14 protein-coding genes are annotated in these 16,683 nt (G+C 42.9%); all 14 read left to right on the top strand.

The features are described 5' to 3' along the window. The first annotated feature begins 29 nt into the window (after positions 1-29). The 14 genes from spoIIIE to rny all read left to right on the top strand — a co-directional run bounded on the left by spoIIIE (position 30) and on the right by rny (position 16,629). Positions 30-2,393 (top strand): DNA translocase SpoIIIE, encoded by a 2,364-nt coding sequence (gene spoIIIE / locus M1D65_RS08985; RefSeq protein WP_041850823.1) that lies wholly within the window; start codon positions 30-32, stop codon positions 2,391-2,393. Positions 2,394-2,536: 143 nt separating this feature from the next. After that, a complete protein-coding gene (locus M1D65_RS08990; protein WP_003245732.1) occupies positions 2,537-3,262 on the top strand; it encodes a GntR family transcriptional regulator in 726 nt (241 codons plus the stop codon). Between the two features lie 138 nt (positions 3,263-3,400). Then, positions 3,401-4,612: a bacillibactin exporter BcbE gene (gene bcbE, locus M1D65_RS08995; protein ID WP_031600514.1), complete on the top strand. Its 1,212-nt coding sequence runs from the start codon at positions 3,401-3,403 to the stop codon at positions 4,610-4,612. A 179-nt stretch (positions 4,613-4,791) separates the two neighbouring features. Then, positions 4,792-6,072, top strand: coding sequence for an EF-P 5-aminopentanol modification-associated protein YfmF (yfmF, locus tag M1D65_RS09000; protein ID WP_456270842.1), 1,281 nt, complete (start codon positions 4,792-4,794; stop codon positions 6,070-6,072). Next, positions 6,069-7,355, top strand: a complete 1,287-nt coding sequence (yfmH, locus tag M1D65_RS09005) for an EF-P 5-aminopentanol modification-associated protein YfmH (protein ID WP_070548981.1) — start codon at positions 6,069-6,071, stop codon at positions 7,353-7,355. The genes yfmF and yfmH overlap by 4 nt, the downstream gene beginning before the upstream one ends. Positions 7,356-7,409: 54 nt before the next feature. Further along, complete coding sequence (gene ymfI / locus M1D65_RS09010) at positions 7,410-8,138, top strand: elongation factor P 5-aminopentanone reductase (protein ID WP_015483236.1); 729 nt, start codon at positions 7,410-7,412, stop codon at positions 8,136-8,138. A gap of 80 nt (positions 8,139-8,218) precedes the next feature. Continuing rightward, positions 8,219-8,476 (top strand): DUF3243 domain-containing protein, encoded by a 258-nt coding sequence (locus tag M1D65_RS09015; protein WP_003245199.1) that lies wholly within the window; start codon positions 8,219-8,221, stop codon positions 8,474-8,476. Between the two features lie 129 nt (positions 8,477-8,605). Next, positions 8,606-9,397 carry a DUF3388 domain-containing protein gene (locus M1D65_RS09020; protein ID WP_003220998.1) on the top strand — a complete coding sequence of 264 codons (792 nt, stop codon included), beginning with the start codon at positions 8,606-8,608 and terminating at the stop codon, positions 9,395-9,397. Between the two features lie 18 nt (positions 9,398-9,415). Further along, positions 9,416-10,330 carry a cell shape determination protein RodZ gene (gene rodZ / locus M1D65_RS09025; protein ID WP_021479276.1) on the top strand — a complete coding sequence of 305 codons (915 nt, stop codon included), beginning with the start codon at positions 9,416-9,418 and terminating at the stop codon, positions 10,328-10,330. A gap of 49 nt (positions 10,331-10,379) precedes the next feature. Beyond that, on the top strand, positions 10,380-10,961 hold the full coding sequence (gene pgsA / locus M1D65_RS09030) for a CDP-diacylglycerol--glycerol-3-phosphate 3-phosphatidyltransferase (protein WP_064671393.1): 582 nt from the start codon (positions 10,380-10,382) through the stop codon (positions 10,959-10,961). 17 nt (positions 10,962-10,978) lie between these two features. After that, positions 10,979-12,229 carry a competence/damage-inducible protein A gene (locus tag M1D65_RS09035; RefSeq protein WP_003231847.1) on the top strand — a complete coding sequence of 417 codons (1,251 nt, stop codon included), beginning with the start codon at positions 10,979-10,981 and terminating at the stop codon, positions 12,227-12,229. A 172-nt stretch (positions 12,230-12,401) separates the two neighbouring features. Continuing rightward, positions 12,402-13,448, top strand: a complete 1,047-nt coding sequence (gene recA / locus M1D65_RS09040; RefSeq protein WP_003245789.1) for a recombinase RecA — start codon at positions 12,402-12,404, stop codon at positions 13,446-13,448. A 167-nt stretch (positions 13,449-13,615) separates the two neighbouring features. Continuing rightward, entirely contained in the window at positions 13,616-14,791 is a 1,176-nt protein-coding gene (locus tag M1D65_RS09045; protein ID WP_029726484.1) for a serine hydrolase domain-containing protein, read from the top strand. A gap of 275 nt (positions 14,792-15,066) precedes the next feature. Further along, positions 15,067-16,629 carry a ribonuclease Y gene (gene rny, locus M1D65_RS09050; RefSeq protein ID WP_003221010.1) on the top strand — a complete coding sequence of 521 codons (1,563 nt, stop codon included), beginning with the start codon at positions 15,067-15,069 and terminating at the stop codon, positions 16,627-16,629. Positions 16,630-16,683 lie beyond the last annotated feature (54 nt).

The following is a 16,683-nucleotide window of genomic DNA, read 5'->3' on the forward strand; positions in this document are numbered from 1 at the left end:
ACATTTTTTAACGCAGTAAGGTGATGAGTGTGGCAAAGAAAAAACGAAAATCAAGAAAAAAACAGGCGAAACAGCTAAATATAAAATACGAGCTCAACGGATTGCTGTGTATAGCCATTTCAATTATCGCAATCTTGCAGCTGGGGGTAGTCGGGCAAACGTTTATCTATTTGTTCCGCTTTTTTGCTGGAGAGTGGTTTATTTTATGCTTGTTAGGTTTATTGGTGTTAGGAGTCTCACTGTTTTGGAAGAAAAAAACCCCAAGCCTTTTAACGAGACGAAAGGCCGGGTTGTACTGTATCATCGCAAGCATATTGCTGCTTTCTCACGTGCAGCTATTTAAAAATTTGACGCACAAAGGGTCTATTGAGTCTGCAAGCGTGGTGCGCAATACGTGGGAATTGTTTTTAATGGACATGAATGGCAGCTCTGCTTCACCTGATTTAGGCGGAGGGATGATCGGTGCGCTGCTGTTTGCGGCTTCACACTTTTTGTTTGCGTCGACTGGTTCTCAGATCATGGCGATTGTCATGATTTTGATCGGAATGATTTTAGTAACAGGACGCTCGCTACAAGAAACGCTAAAAAAGTGGATGAGCCCGATTGGACGTTTTATAAAAGAACAATGGTTAGCATTTATTGATGATATGAAATCCTTCAAATCAAATATGCAGTCATCGAAAAAAACGAAAGCGCCGAGCAAAAAACAAAAACCGGCCCGCAAAAAACAGCAAATGGAACCGGAGCCTCCTAATGAAGAGGGGGATTATGAAACAGTATCGCCTCTTATTCATTCAGAGCCGATTATCTCAAGCTTTTCTGATCGTAATGAAGAGGAAGAGTCTCCAGTTATAGAAAAGCGCGCCGAACCTGTGTCGAAGCCGCTTCAGGACATCCAACCGGAGACAGGTGATCAGGAAACTGTTTCTGCTCCTCCTATGACCTTTACAGAGCTCGAAAATAAGGATTACGAGATGCCGTCACTGGATTTGCTGGCAGATCCGAAGCATACCGGCCAGCAGGCTGATAAAAAGAATATTTATGAAAATGCCAGAAAGCTTGAACGCACATTCCAAAGCTTTGGCGTAAAGGCGAAAGTCACACAGGTTCATCTCGGACCGGCCGTAACAAAATATGAAGTATATCCTGATGTCGGAGTGAAGGTTAGCAAAATTGTCAATTTAAGCGATGATTTAGCGCTTGCGCTTGCTGCGAAGGATATCAGGATCGAAGCGCCTATACCAGGCAAATCAGCAATCGGAATTGAAGTTCCAAACGCAGAAGTGGCAATGGTTTCGCTGAAGGAAGTGCTGGAGTCTAAATTGAATGACAGACCGGATGCGAAGCTGTTAATTGGACTCGGCCGCAATATTTCAGGTGAAGCTGTATTGGCTGAGTTAAACAAGATGCCCCACCTTTTGGTCGCAGGCGCAACCGGTAGCGGGAAAAGTGTCTGTGTCAACGGCATTATTACAAGTATTTTAATGCGCGCGAAACCGCATGAAGTGAAAATGATGATGATCGATCCTAAAATGGTAGAGCTAAATGTCTACAACGGGATTCCGCATTTGCTTGCTCCGGTTGTAACCGATCCGAAAAAAGCGTCGCAGGCTTTGAAAAAGGTTGTCAATGAAATGGAGCGACGGTACGAATTATTTTCTCATACGGGTACACGAAATATTGAAGGATACAATGATTATATAAAACGCGCCAACAATGAAGAAGGAGCGAAACAGCCAGAGCTGCCCTATATTGTTGTCATTGTGGACGAGCTTGCCGATCTCATGATGGTCGCTTCATCTGATGTGGAAGATTCGATTACGAGATTGTCCCAAATGGCGCGGGCTGCTGGCATCCATCTTATTATTGCGACACAGCGGCCATCGGTGGATGTTATCACAGGGGTGATCAAAGCGAACATTCCGTCACGAATCGCGTTCAGCGTATCTTCACAGACGGATTCAAGGACCATTCTTGACATGGGTGGCGCTGAGAAGCTTCTTGGCCGCGGCGATATGCTGTTTTTACCTGTAGGGGCTAATAAACCTGTCCGTGTGCAGGGAGCATTTTTGTCGGATGACGAAGTGGAGAAGGTCGTCGACCATGTGATTACGCAGCAGAAAGCGCAATATCAAGAAGAAATGATTCCTGAGGAGACAACGGAAACTCATTCCGAGGTTACTGATGAACTTTATGATGAAGCTGTTGAATTAATCGTCGGCATGCAGACGGCATCTGTTTCAATGCTGCAAAGAAGATTCAGAATCGGCTATACGAGAGCGGCGCGCCTGATTGACGCAATGGAGGAACGCGGTGTTGTCGGACCGTATGAAGGCAGCAAACCTAGGGAAGTATTATTATCAAAAGAGAAATATGATGAGCTCTCTTCTTAATGAAGGGAGTTCCGCTTTCTATAGTTGTCAATAATAACATTATGTAAACTAATCACCTTTCTATTTATTTTTTCGACAAAACATGATATAGTTGTCCCAATTGTTCAATAATTTTTATCGAAAGTGGTTTACGGAGGGGAAACATGTCTACAAAAGCTGATAATCGGCACTTGTATTTGAAAGTAATTGAACGAATTAAAGAGGATATAAAAAATGGGATCTACACTGAGAAGGAAAAGCTGCCTTCTGAATTTGAGCTTTCCAAAAAGCTTGGTGTCAGCAGAGCGACGCTAAGAGAAGCCTTGCGGATACTGGAAGAAGAGCATGTGATTATCAGAAGGCATGGTGTAGGCACTTTTGTCCATTCTAAGCCGTTATTTCTTTCGGGCATTGAACAGCTGAACAGTGTAACCAAGATGATAGAACAGGCGAATATGACCCCTGGCACGATTTTTCTATCATCACAAGTGCTTATGCCGTCTGAAGATGATACGAAGAGATTTCATTTGGCAGAAGGGCAAGAACTTTTTTACCTTGAACGAGTCAGGACAGCTGACGGACAGCCGATTGTGTATTGTATAGACAAAATTCCGATGAATATTTTGCCGAATTCTTTTTCTCATCAGCAAGAATCTATGTTTGACCTGCTTGAGAAAAATTCAGGCTCCGTAATCAGCTATGCAGTAACTGATATAGAACCGATCGGCTATCACGATACCATTTCTCCAGTACTTGAATGCGATCCGGAAACAGCTCTTTTGCTGTTAAAACAAACCCATTACGATCAGCACGATAAACCGGTGCTTTATTCTTTAAATTATTTTAGAGCGGATAAATTCAGATTTCATGTTTTGCGTAAACGATTCTAAAAACGGACGCCTGTATGTGTCTGTTTTTTTATTTGCACTGATTCATGTTTCTTTGTACATACTTTCATTCCGGTTAACGCAATATATAAGGGATGACAAGAAAGTGAATGGGTGAAAATGTTGAGAGAGAAAAATGGAATGAAAAATATTATTGCATTGTCTTCCGTCCCGCTTGTGATGACACTCGGGAACTCCATGCTGATTCCTGTTCTTCCGATGATGGAGAAAAAGCTGTCTGTGACTTCATTTCAAGTGTCTTTAATCATTACTGTATATTCAGTAGTAGCAATTATTTGCATTCCGATTGCCGGATATTTGTCGGATCGTTTCGGGAGAAAAAAAATATTGCTTCCTTGCCTCCTCATTGCAGGATTGGGGGGAGCGGTAGCTGCTTTTGCCTCGACCTATATGAAAAATCCTTATGCGATGATCTTGGCGGGGCGGGTTCTTCAAGGCATTGGTTCTGCAGGTGCCGCTCCGATCGTCATGCCGTTTATCGGCGACCTGTTTAAAGGAGACGATGAAAAGGTCAGCGCCGGTCTTGGCGATATTGAAACCGCCAACACGTCAGGGAAGGTACTGAGTCCCATACTTGGAGCCTTACTGGCTTCTTGGTATTGGTTTGTACCGTTTTGGTTTATTCCGTTTTTCTGTTTGATCAGCTTTTTGCTCGTATTGTTTTTGGTGGCCAAGCCTGAAGAAGATGAAGATGCGCCTGCTGTTTCTGAGTTTATTAAGAGTGTGAAGAAAATTTTTAAACAGGATGGTCGCTGGCTTTATACGGTCTTCATTATCGGGTGTGTCATTATGTTTTTGTTATTTGGCGTATTATTTTATTTATCAGATACGCTGGAGAACAAGTATGCTATTGACGGAGTAGCTAAAGGCGGATTACTGGCAATCCCACTTTTGTTTTTGTCAACCAGTTCTTTTATAGCTGGCAAAAAGATCGGTAAAGATAAAGGCCGAATGAAATTTTGCGTTGTTACAGGAATGATTCTGTTAACCCTTTCGTTTATTGCCTTGTGGTGGAACCACAGTTTTTATTTTTTATTTGTCTTTTTAAGCTTTGGCGGGATTGGGATTGGAATGGCTCTTCCTGCTTTAGATGCATTGATAACCGAAGGGATTGAAAGTGAACAATGCGGAACCATTTCCTCCTTCTACAATAGCATGCGCTTTATAGGAGTAGCTCTCGGTCCACCTGTTTTTGCTGCATTAATGTCTAATGCAAACTGGATTATTTTCATACTCTCGGCGTTTTGCAGCATCGTTTCTTTATTTTTAGTGCTCTTTACTGTAGATGCTAAAAAAAGTGAAGAAGAAGAAAAAAACTTAGGGACGGTCTAGCCAGCCGTCTTTTTTTGCGCTTTCTTGCACAGTTTACAACTGTACCTATACAGCATGCGGAGGTTATTGTTTCCTTATAAATCCTACAGTTGCTATAATTACATGAAAGAGTGTTTCTGCGAATGCTGAAAATTGGTCATAATACATACTAATTAAGAAATGAACGAAGGAGGTTCCATATGTCATATGTTAATGAACTCAAATCAAAGCACGGCGGTTTAACCGCACACATTGTAGAAACAGAAAAATTCAAAACCGTCTCGCTTATTTTTAAGATGCTTGCGCCGCTGACAAAGGATCAAGTCACCAAAAGAGCGCTGCTTCCGCATGTGCTTCTTCGCGGAACGAAAAGCCATCCGAAAACCGCAGAATTGCGTTCATACCTGGATGAGCTGTACGGCACGTCAGTATCGGCTGATCTTACGAAAAAAGGAGAGCGGCACGTCATTACGTTCAGGCTTGAAATCCCAAATGAAAAATATTTAAAAGACCAAACGCCGCTACTTGAGAAAGGGCTCCAGCTTCTTGCAGAAATCGTCTTTTCACCTGCTTTGGAGGGAGACGCTTTTCAGTCACAATATGTGGCTCAAGAAAAACGGACGCTTAAGCAAAGAATCCAAGCCGTCTATGATGATAAAATGCGCTATTCGAATTTAAGGCTGATACAGGAAATGTGCAAAAATGAGCCTTACGCGCTTCATGTCAATGGTGAAATCGACGATGTCGATGACATTACGGCAGAGCAATTATACGAAACATACCAAAGCGCTATCCAAAAAGACCAGCTTGATTTATATGTAGTTGGCGATGTGGACAGTAACCAGGTACATTCGGCAATTGATAAGTATTTCAAAACAGAAGAGCGCACTCTTGGCACGATTGAAAACAATCACCCTGATGAAAAAGTTCAGCCAAAAGAAGTAATTGATGAAGAGGATGTCAAGCAAGGAAAACTGAATATCGGCTACCGCACCAGCATCACTTATACAGATCAGGATTATCCTGCTTTACAAGTGTTTAACGGATTGTTCGGCGGATTCTCTCATTCTAAACTTTTCATTAATGTTCGGGAAAAAGCCAGTCTTGCTTACTACGCGGCTTCGCGTATAGAAAGTTTTAAAGGCTTGTTAATGGTGATGTCAGGCATTGAAGTGAAAAATTATGAACAGGCGGTTTCGATTATTGCTGAGCAATTCCAGGCAATGAAAAATGGCGATTTCAGTGAGCAGGATATAGCACAGACAAAGGCCGTCATTCGAAATCAAGTGCTGGAAACGATTGATACAGCATACGGTTTATCTGAATTTTTATATCAGCAGGCTGCTGCTCAAGTCAAGATTCCTATCGAAGACTTTCTTGCCAATATTGAGAATGTCACAAAAGAGGATATCATTAAAGCCGGCGAAAAGATTCAGCTTGATACGACTTATTTCTTAAAAGGGACGGAGGGTGCATCTTGATCAAACCAATCGAATATGAACAGCTTCAGGAGACGCTGTATCATGAAAAAATGTCCAACGGCCTTGATGTTTACGTTTTGCCGAAAAAAGGCTTCAACAAGACATATGCGGTCTTTACAACAAAGTACGGCTCGATAGATAACCGGTTTGTCCCTTTAGGTAAAAACGAGATGGTTCACGTGCCGGACGGGATTGCTCACTTTCTTGAGCACAAGCTGTTTGAGAAAGCGGACGGAGACGTTTTTCAAGATTTCAGCAAACAGGGGGCTTCTGCCAATGCGTTTACGTCATTTACAAGAACGGCTTACCTTTTCTCAAGCACATCAAATGTTGACCGCAATTTAGAGACGCTTATCGATTTCGTACAGGACCCATATTTTACTGAAAAAACGGTTGAAAAGGAAAAAGGGATTATCGGGCAGGAGATTAATATGTACGACGATAACCCTGATTGGAGGCTTTACTTCGGGGTCATTGAAAACATGTACAAAGAGCATCCTGTCAGAATTGACATAGCGGGAACAGTGGAAAGCATTTCACATATTACAAAAGACCTTCTTTATGAATGCTATGAAACGTTTTATCACCCGAGTAACATGCTCCTTTTCATTGTCGGACCTGTAGATCCTGAAGCGATTATTTCTCAGGTAAGAGAAAACCAGGGGAAAAAGCCGTATACTGATCAGCCGGAGATCAAACGGGAAGAAGTGAAAGAGCAAGAAGCGGTTTTCCGAAAAGAAAAAGAGATCAAAATGAACGTGCAGGGACCGAAATGCCTTGTTGGGCTGAAATCCAAAAATCCGTTTAAATTAGGCAAAGAGCTCTTAAAGCATGAACTTTCAATGAACTTATTGCTTGAAGCTCTTTTTGGCAAAAGCTCTGCCCAGTATGAATCACTTTATGAAAAAGGATATATTGACGAAACGTTTAGCTTTGATTTTACTGCTGAATATGGGTTTGGTTTTGCGGCGATCGGCGGAGATACGCCTGAGCCTGATCAATTGGCTGAAGACATTTCAAGCATGCTTTTGCGCGCCGGTGAACTGATTACTGCTGAAAAGATTGAACTTGCCAGAAAGAAAAAGATTGGTACATTCTTAAAAGCGCTGAATTCCCCTGAATACATCGCCAATCAATTTACCCGTTATGCGTTCTTGGATATGAGCCTGTTTGACGTTGTAACGGTACTCGAGCAGATTACCCTTGAGGATGTCCAGAACGTAATACAAGAGGAAATCGCTGCAGACAGGCTGACTGTCTGCAAGGTTGTTCCTAAATCATAAATAAAACATCCCTCCAGTGTGAGGGGTGTTTTTCTGCGGAAAGAAGGAAAGAGGATGAACAAAACAGCACTAATCACCGGAGCAAGCGGCGGCATTGGCAAAAGCATCAGCGAAACCCTTGCGGCTAAGGGATACAATCTGCTGCTGCATTACAATACAAATCAATACGCGGCAGCGGAGCTTGCTGAAAAACTAAGTCAGATGTTTGGCGTAAATGCGGAGATATTACAAGCTGATCTGTCTGCGCAAGATGGAGCAGATAAGCTGACAAGTTCAATTGTTCAGCCGATTGATGCGATTGTTTTAAACAGCGGACGAAGCCATTTTGGGCTGATTACGGATGTAGATAACGCAACGGTTCAGGAAATGGTTCAGCTTCATGTGGCAAGTCCGTATATGCTGACGAGAAACCTTCTGCCAGGCATGATTCGGAATAAATCGGGAGCGATTGTGGCTGTCAGCTCGATTTGGGGAGAGACTGGAGCATCCTGTGAAGTACTGTACAGCATGGCAAAAGGAGCTCAGCATTCATTTGTAAAAGGATTGGCTAAGGAGCTGGCACCAAGCGGAATCAGGGTAAACGCAGTAGCGCCAGGTGCAGTTGATACAAATATGATGAATCAATTTACCCCGGCTGAAAAAGAAGAGATCGCTGATGAGATTCCGATCGGCCGGCTGGCCCGGCCGCAAGAAATTGCTGATGCAACAGCTTTTCTCCTGTCTGAAAAAGCGTCATATATCACCGGCCAAATTCTGTCGGTGAATGGCGGCTGGCACTGTTGACACGAAAATATTCGGTGTATAGTTTCTTTTGTGAAGGACACAATAATCTTGTAACTTCACATGAAATGGAGGAAACAAGCATGTCAGTATTAGAAAACTGGGATAGCTGGAAAAACTTCCTTGGCGACCGTCTGAACTATGCGCAAGATAAAGGTATGAGCCAGGATACGATTACAGATCTTGCGACAGAAATCGGCAGCTACTTGGCTAATGAAGTGGAATCTAAGAACGAGCAGGAAAAAGTGCTGGCAGATCTTTGGAGTGTAGCATCAAAAGATGAACAGCACGCCATTGCCAATATGATGGTTAAGCTTGTTGAAAATAACAGCACTCACTAGGAAGAGAGGGGATTTTTCCTCTCTTTTTTATGTTTTCCTCATCACAGCAACATTCTTCTTTCTAATTAGAGAAAAATGCTTTATGATAAAGGAAGGTAAAATTTTGCCACAATGAAGGGGGTATATCATTTGGCAAAGCTCGAATGGTATTTTGAATATGAAATTCAAGTGAACCGCCCCGGACTGCTCGGGGATATTTCATCTCTTCTTGGGATGCTTTCTATCAACATCGTAACGATAAACGGCGTCGATCTTTCCAGAAGGGGAATGCTTCTCAGGTGCCGCCATATAGATCAAATTAAACGATTAGAATCAATCTTAAAAACGATGGAAACAATTAAAGTAACGAAGCTTAGAGAACCGAGGCTTCGCGACCGACTTGCCGTACGCCACGGCCGTTATATTCAACGGGATGCCGATGACAAGAAAACGTTCCGCTTTGAACGGGACGAGCTTGGCTTATTAGTCGATTTTATGGCCGAATTGTTCAAAAAAGAAGGCCATAAATTAATCGGAATCAGAGGTATGCCGCGTGTCGGGAAAACGGAATCGATTGTAGCCTCTAGTGTGTGTGCCAGCAAAAGGTGGCTGTTTGTGTCATCAACCTTGCTGAAGCAGACGATAAGAAGCCAGCTGATTGCCGATGAATACAGCACTGAAAATGTCTTTATCGTTGACGGAATTGTGTCAACACGAAGAGGATCGGAACGCCATCTCCAGCTGGTCCGAGAAATCATGCGGCTGCCTGCAACAAAAGTGGTGGAGCATCCGGACATATTCGTTCAAAATACAGAGTATACACTAGATGACTTTGATTATATTATTGAACTGAGAAATGACCCTGATGAGGTTATTACATATGAACATGCCGAGGAACCCCAAATGTTTGATCAATCCGGGTTTTCAAGCTTTGATTTTTAAAATTGGAAGGTGTTTGTTGTGACTGAACTAGGAATCCGGCTCAAAGAAGCCAGAGAGGAAAAAGCAATGTCATTGGATGATCTCCAAGCGGCAACAAAGATTCAAAAAAGGTATTTAACCGCCTTGGAGGAAGGAAACTATGACATTATTCCGGGGAAGTTTTATGTTCGGGCATTCATCAAGCAATATGCAGAAGCCGTTGGGCTTGATGCGGATCAGCTGTTTGAGGAGCATAAAAAAGATATCCCTAATACGTATCATGATGATGTGTCTGAAAAGATCTCCGGCATGAATCTTCAAAAGGAAATGCCAAAGCCAGCATCTAAGGCGCTGGAGCTGCTGCCAACGATACTTGTTATTCTCGGCGTGATTGTCGTGATTGCCATTGTGTACGCGATCATTCAATTTGCCAATCACAAAAACAGTGATGATCACAATGCGGCATCAGAAAAAGCAATTACGCAAAGTGAGAGCAAGTACGAAATCCCTAAAGATTCAACGCTGAAAGAGAATCAAAATAACAGCTCTGAAAAAGAGACAGACACTAAAAAAGAAACGAAAGAAAACGAAGATAAGAAAAAAGAAAATGACAGTGATAAGCTGGAGATTAAAGCTGCTGGCACTGAAGGATCGTTAACGACTTATGAAGTGTCCGGCGCTGATAAAATCGAGCTGGAACTGAAGGCATCAGACAGCTCCTGGATTCGAGTGCGCGATGAAAACAGCAGCTCTTTAAAAGAAGGAACGCTGAAAAAAGACGAAACCTATAAAAAAGACATAACTGATCAGAAACAAGTTGATATCCGCACCGGATATGCACCTAATCTGAAAATAAAAATCAACGGTAAGGTTCTTTCATATGAACTTGATCCGAAAAAAGTGATGGCACAAACCATAAAGATTGTAAATAAAAAGGAAGAAAAGTCATCTTAATTACCAGATGACTTTTCTTCACGTCCGAGTATGAAATTGGAGGGGCTTTATGTTTAACTTACCAAATAAAATCACACTAGCTAGAATCGCATTAATCCCAATCTTCATGATTATCATGCTGGCGCCGTTTGACTGGGGCAGGCTCGAAGTTGGAGACGAATCGATCCCGGTCGCACATTTGGCGGGGGCCATTCTATTTATTATTGCATCTACAACAGACTGGGTGGACGGGTATTATGCCCGAAAATTAAATCTCGTAACAAACTTCGGGAAATTTCTTGATCCGCTTGCGGACAAATTGCTCGTATCCGCAGCGTTAATTATCCTTGTTCAATTTGATCTCGCTCCAGCTTGGATGGTCATTGTGATTATCAGCAGGGAGTTTGCCGTGACAGGTTTAAGGCTTGTCTTAGCCGGAACAGGAGAAATCGTAGCTGCTAACATGCTTGGTAAAATCAAAACCTGGGCACAGATTATTGCGGTATCCGCATTGCTTCTTCATAATCTTCCATTTGAACTTGTGTCATTCCCGTTTGCAGACTTGGCGCTGTGGGTAGCCGTCTTCTTTACTGTCGTCTCAGGTTGGGAATATTTCTCTAAAAACTGGGAAGCGTTAAAAACATCTAACTAAGAAAGAAGGACTTCGTCATGGAATTTCCAAAAAAAGCAGAAATAATTGCAGTCGGTTCAGAGCTGCTGCTTGGCCAAATCGCCAATACAAATGCTCAATTTATCAGCAAACAGCTCGCTGAAATCGGGGTCAACGTATTTTATCATACAGCGGTCGGAGATAACCCGGAGCGGCTGAAGCAGGTCATCCGCATTGCTGAAGAACGCTCTGACTTCATTATTTTTTCAGGAGGGCTTGGACCCACAAAAGATGATCTGACGAAAGAAACGATTGCAAATACGCTGGGACGTCCGCTTGTGTTAAATGATGAGGCATTCCAATCCATTGAGGACTATTTCAAACGAACAAAACGCACGATGTCACCTAATAACCGAAAACAGGCGCTTGTGATCGAAGGCTCTGACGTGCTGGCGAATCACTTTGGAATGGCCCCGGGTATGCTCACAGAGCATGAATCACGCTATTATATGCTTCTTCCTGGACCGCCGAGCGAATTGCGTCCAATGTTTGAAAACGAGGCAAAGCCTCTTCTGCTGAAAAAGATGGGTTCAAATGAAAAAATTGTGTCAACTGTTCTTCGCTTTTTCGGTATCGGTGAATCTCAGCTTGAAGCCGATTTGGAAGATATTATCGATGCACAAACCAATCCGACAATTGCGCCTTTGGCGGCTGATGGAGAGGTGACGCTGCGTCTGACAGCCAAACACGCCGATGAAAAGGAAACAGAGCGTCTGTTAAAAGAAACAGAGGCCGTTATCTTAGAGCGTGTCGGTGAATTTTTCTATGGTTACGATGATACTTCTCTTGTAAAAGAGCTATCTATAGCGTGCAAGGAAAAAGGCATTACAATTTCTGCGGCAGAAAGCTTTACCGGAGGGCTGTTTTCTGAATGGCTGACGGATCATAGCGGTGCCTCAAAATTATTTGCCGGGGGCGTTGTTTGCTATACAAACGACGTGAAGCAGAATGTGCTTGGTGTCAAGAAGGAAACATTAGATCGTTTTGGGGCGGTCAGCAAGGAGTGCGCATCCGAACTGGCTAAGGGTGTTCAAAAACTCACTGGCAGCGATATCGGCATTAGCTTTACTGGTGTAGCAGGACCTGATGCTCAAGAAGGGCATGAGCCTGGGCATGTGTTTATCGGCATTTCCGCAAATGGTAAAGAAGAGGTTCACGAGTTTCACTTTGCGGGCTCCAGAACGGGGATCAGAAAACGAGGCGCTAAATACGGCTGCCATTTAATCTTAAAGCTTTTAGAGCAAAAATAATATTTTCAGCACATTATCCTCCTAAGAAAACATGATTTCTCTGATACATTATGATATTTTGATAGGAATCACGCCAAGAAAAAATCCGAATATGCGTTCGCTTTTTTCTTGGCAAATCCCTTCAAACAGGGTATAGTATATGTAGTGGTAACATAAAGGAGGAAAAAATAGAATGAGTGATCGTCAGGCAGCCTTAGATATGGCTCTTAAACAAATAGAAAAACAGTTCGGCAAAGGTTCCATTATGAAACTGGGAGAAAAGACAGATACAAGAATTTCTACTGTCCCAAGCGGCTCCCTAGCTCTTGATACAGCACTGGGAATTGGCGGATATCCTCGCGGACGGATTATTGAAGTATACGGTCCTGAAAGCTCAGGTAAAACAACTGTGGCGCTTCATGCGATTGCTGAAGTTCAGCAGCAGGGCGGACAAGCCGCGTTTATCGATGCGGAGCATGCGTTAGATCCGGTATACGCGCAAAAGCTCGGTGTTAACATTGAAGAGCTTTTACTGTCTCAGCCTGACACAGGCGAGCAGGCGCTTGAAATTGCGGAAGCATTGGTTCGAAGCGGGGCAGTTGACATTGTCGTTGTCGACTCTGTAGCCGCTCTCGTTCCGAAAGCGGAAATTGAAGGCGACATGGGAGATTCTCATGTCGGTTTACAAGCACGCTTAATGTCTCAAGCGCTTCGTAAGCTTTCAGGGGCCATTAACAAATCGAAGACAATCGCGATTTTCATTAACCAAATTCGTGAAAAAGTCGGTGTTATGTTCGGGAACCCGGAAACAACTCCTGGCGGCCGTGCGTTGAAATTCTACTCTTCCGTGCGTCTTGAAGTGCGCCGTGCTGAACAGCTGAAACAAGGCAACGACGTAATGGGGAACAAAACGAAAATCAAAGTCGTGAAAAACAAGGTGGCTCCGCCGTTCCGTACAGCCGAGGTTGACATTATGTACGGAGAAGGCATTTCAAAAGAAGGCGAAATCATTGATCTAGGAACTGAACTTGATATCGTGCAAAAAAGCGGTTCATGGTACTCTTATGAAGAAGAGCGTCTTGGCCAAGGCCGTGAAAATGCAAAACAATTCCTGAAAGAAAATAAAGATATCATGCTGATGATCCAGGAGCAAATTCGCGAACATTACGGCTTGGATAATAACGGAGTAGTGCAGCAGCAAGCTGAAGAGACACAAGAAGAACTCGAATTTGAAGAATAAAAATAAAATAAGTTTCAAATGATACAAAAGGCTGAGTGAAAAACTCAGCTTTTTTGTATTTTGCAAAAAAATGATAAAAATATTGCTTTTTTTGACAACTTTTTTAGGGCTTTATTCGTCTAACAAAACGTGTGCAAAATGGAATTTATTTTGGGAGGAAAAAATGAATGACAAGCCCAACCCGCAGAAGAACTGCGAAACGCAGACGGAGAAAACTAAATAAAAGAGGAAAACTGTTGCTTGGTCTTTTAGCAGTGATGGTTTGCATTACGATTTGGAATGCTCTTCATCGAAATAGTGAAGAAAACGAGCCATCTCAAGAAACTGCAGCGGTTTCAAATACCGATCAGAAAAAAGAGGTCAAAAAGAAAACTGCCAAAAAATCAGAGGAACAAATCAAAACAGTGGATCGAAATCAAAAAATCAGCAATTATTTAGAAGAGATCGGTTTCAGCGGAACAGCCATGATTGTCAGAAATGGAGAAATTGTAACAAATAAAGGTTTTGGCTATGCTGACCGTAAACACTATATTCAAAATAATCCATTGACATCTTTTTATGTCGGTTCATCACAAAAAGCGCTGATTGCAACTGCTATTTTGCAGCTTGAGGAAAAGGGGAAACTTCAGACAAGTGATCCGGTAAGCACGTATTTACCTCATTTTCCCAACGGACAAACGATTACTTTGAAGAATCTGCTTACACATACATCGGGGATAAACGGACATATTGAAGGAAACGGCGCCATTACTCCGGACGATTTAATAAAAGACATAGAACTTCAGGGAATCAAACGTCAGCCGGGCGTATGGGACTACAAGGATTCCAACTATTCTGTTCTCGCTTATATTATTGCTGAAGTAAGCGGTGAGCCCTATGAACAGTACATAAAGAATCATATTTTTAAACCTGCGGGAATGACGCATGCAGGCTTTTACAAAACATATGAAAAAGAACCTTATCCTGCCGTCGGGTATAAGATGGAGGGCAGCAAAACAGTTACACCGTATATACCTGATTTATCCCAGCTGTATGGAGCGGGTGATATTTATATGAGCGCTATAGATATGTACAAATTTGACCAAGCGCTGATAGACGGAAAACTGTATTCGCAAAAAAGCTATGAAAAGATGTTTACGCCAGGGAGCAGCTCCACATACGGCATGGGATTTTATGTTGCTCCCGGAAGCTATTCAAACCATGGTGTTATGCCGGGCTTCAATATCTTGAACAGCTTTAGCAAATCTGGGCAAACCATTGTTATTTTGTTCTCAAACATTCAAAATAATGCTAAATTGGGCCAAGTGAACAATAAAATATACCAGCTTCTAAATCAAGAATGATTGGCGATCTTCTTTTGGATGAATTGCATTCGGCACGTGAAAAGAAGACTGGCCTGCAAACGTTAAGATGGCAAGCTTGACAAGTATTTCCGACACATTTACAATGAAGTTGTAACATTTGTTTTTTTAACATGATTGTTAAACCATTTAAACTTGACAAGGGCGATGAACACACTCATTCCCTGTGAAGGTTCTGTATGTTGAGAAAACTAGACAATGTACATGCCGACACTTTTTAAGCAACAACCAAGTTCATAGCAAGAGGAGGTGAAAGTATGACCCCAATTATGATGGTTCTCATCTCCATTTTGCTGATTCTACTCGGTTTAGTTGTTGGCTACTTTGTTCGTAAAACCATTGCCGAAGCGAAAATTGCGGGCGCACGCGGTGCAGCCGAGCAAATTCTTGAAGATGCGAAGCGTGATGCTGAAGCACTGAAAAAAGAAGCTCTGCTTGAAGCAAAGGATGAAATCCACAAACTTCGAATAGATGCTGAACAGGAAGTTCGTGAAAGACGAAATGAGCTTCAAAAACAAGAAAACCGTTTACTCCAAAAGGAGGAAAACCTTGATCGCAAACATGAGGGAATTGATAAACGGGAAGCGATGTTGGAGAAGAAAGATCATTCTCTGAATGAACGACAACAACATATTGAAGAGATGGAAAGCAAAGTGGATGAGATGATTCGTATGCAGCAGTCTGAGTTGGAACGAATTTCGAGTCTAACTCGTGACGAAGCGAAACAAATCATTCTTGAGCGGGTTGAAAACGAGCTTTCACATGACATCGCCATCATGACAAAAGAAACTGAAAACCGTGCGAAAGAAGAGGCGGATAAGAAAGCGAAAAACATTCTTTCACTCGCCTTACAGCGCTGCGCAGCGGACCACGTTGCCGAAACAACGGTATCAGTTGTCAATCTTCCAAATGATGAGATGAAAGGACGTATCATCGGACGGGAAGGGCGTAACATTCGTACGCTTGAAACTCTGACAGGAATTGACCTGATTATTGATGATACGCCTGAAGCTGTCATTCTTTCCGGATTTGATCCGATCAGACGTGAGACAGCCAGAATTGCTCTTGATAAACTCGTTCAGGATGGCCGTATTCATCCGGCACGGATTGAAGAAATGGTTGAAAAATCTCGCCGCGAGGTCGATGACTATATTCGTGAGATGGGTGAGCAAACGACATTTGAGGTTGGCGTTCACGGCCTCCACCCAGATCTCATCAAGATCCTCGGCCGCTTAAAGTTCCGTACAAGCTACGGTCAAAATGTGCTTAAGCATTCCATGGAAGTCGCATTCTTGGCCGGTCTAATGGCATCGGAGCTTGGTGAAGACGCAAAGCTTGCTAAACGTGCGGGTCTTCTTCACGACATCGGGAAAGCAATTGACCATGAAGTAGAAGGAAGCCACGTTGAAATCGGGGTAGAGCTTGCGACCAAATATAAAGAGCACCCAGTCGTGATTAACAGTATTGCATCACACCACGGGGATGAGGAGCCGACTTCCATTATCGCTGTGCTGGTAGCTGCAGCAGATGCGCTTTCCGCTGCAAGACCTGGCGCAAGAAGTGAGACGCTCGAGAATTATATTCGAAGACTTGAAAAACTCGAAGAAATTTCTGAGTCCTACGAAGGTGTTGAAAAATCATTTGCCATTCAGGCTGGACGCGAAGTGCGTATTATGGTGAAGCCGGATTCAATTAATGATCTTGAGGCTCATCGACTGGCGCGAGATATCCGCAAGCGAATTGAGGACGAGCTCGATTATCCAGGTCATATTAAGGTGACAGTAATCAGAGAGACTCGAGCCGTAGAGTATGCAAAATAAAGTGATGCGCTAAGCATCACTTTATTTTTTTGACGGCAAGGAATTTTCAAGAAG

The organism is Bacillus sp. JZ39 (assembly GCF_053903145.1).

Coding starts and splice junctions, on each gene's coding strand:
- M1D65_RS09045 (WP_029726484.1), top strand. CDS start 13,616: ATGACAAGCCCAACCCGCAGAAGAACTGCGAAACGCAGACGGAGAAAA.
- M1D65_RS09035 (WP_003231847.1), top strand. CDS start 10,979: ATGGAATTTCCAAAAAAAGCAGAAATAATTGCAGTCGGTTCAGAGCTG.
- rny (WP_003221010.1), top strand. CDS start 15,067: ATGACCCCAATTATGATGGTTCTCATCTCCATTTTGCTGATTCTACTC.
- yfmF (WP_456270842.1), top strand. CDS start 4,792: ATGTCATATGTTAATGAACTCAAATCAAAGCACGGCGGTTTAACCGCA.
- M1D65_RS08990 (WP_003245732.1), top strand. CDS start 2,537: ATGTCTACAAAAGCTGATAATCGGCACTTGTATTTGAAAGTAATTGAA.
- bcbE (WP_031600514.1), top strand. CDS start 3,401: ATGAAAAATATTATTGCATTGTCTTCCGTCCCGCTTGTGATGACACTC.
- pgsA (WP_064671393.1), top strand. CDS start 10,380: ATGTTTAACTTACCAAATAAAATCACACTAGCTAGAATCGCATTAATC.
- recA (WP_003245789.1), top strand. CDS start 12,402: ATGAGTGATCGTCAGGCAGCCTTAGATATGGCTCTTAAACAAATAGAA.
- M1D65_RS09015 (WP_003245199.1), top strand. CDS start 8,219: ATGTCAGTATTAGAAAACTGGGATAGCTGGAAAAACTTCCTTGGCGAC.
- ymfI (WP_015483236.1), top strand. CDS start 7,410: ATGAACAAAACAGCACTAATCACCGGAGCAAGCGGCGGCATTGGCAAA.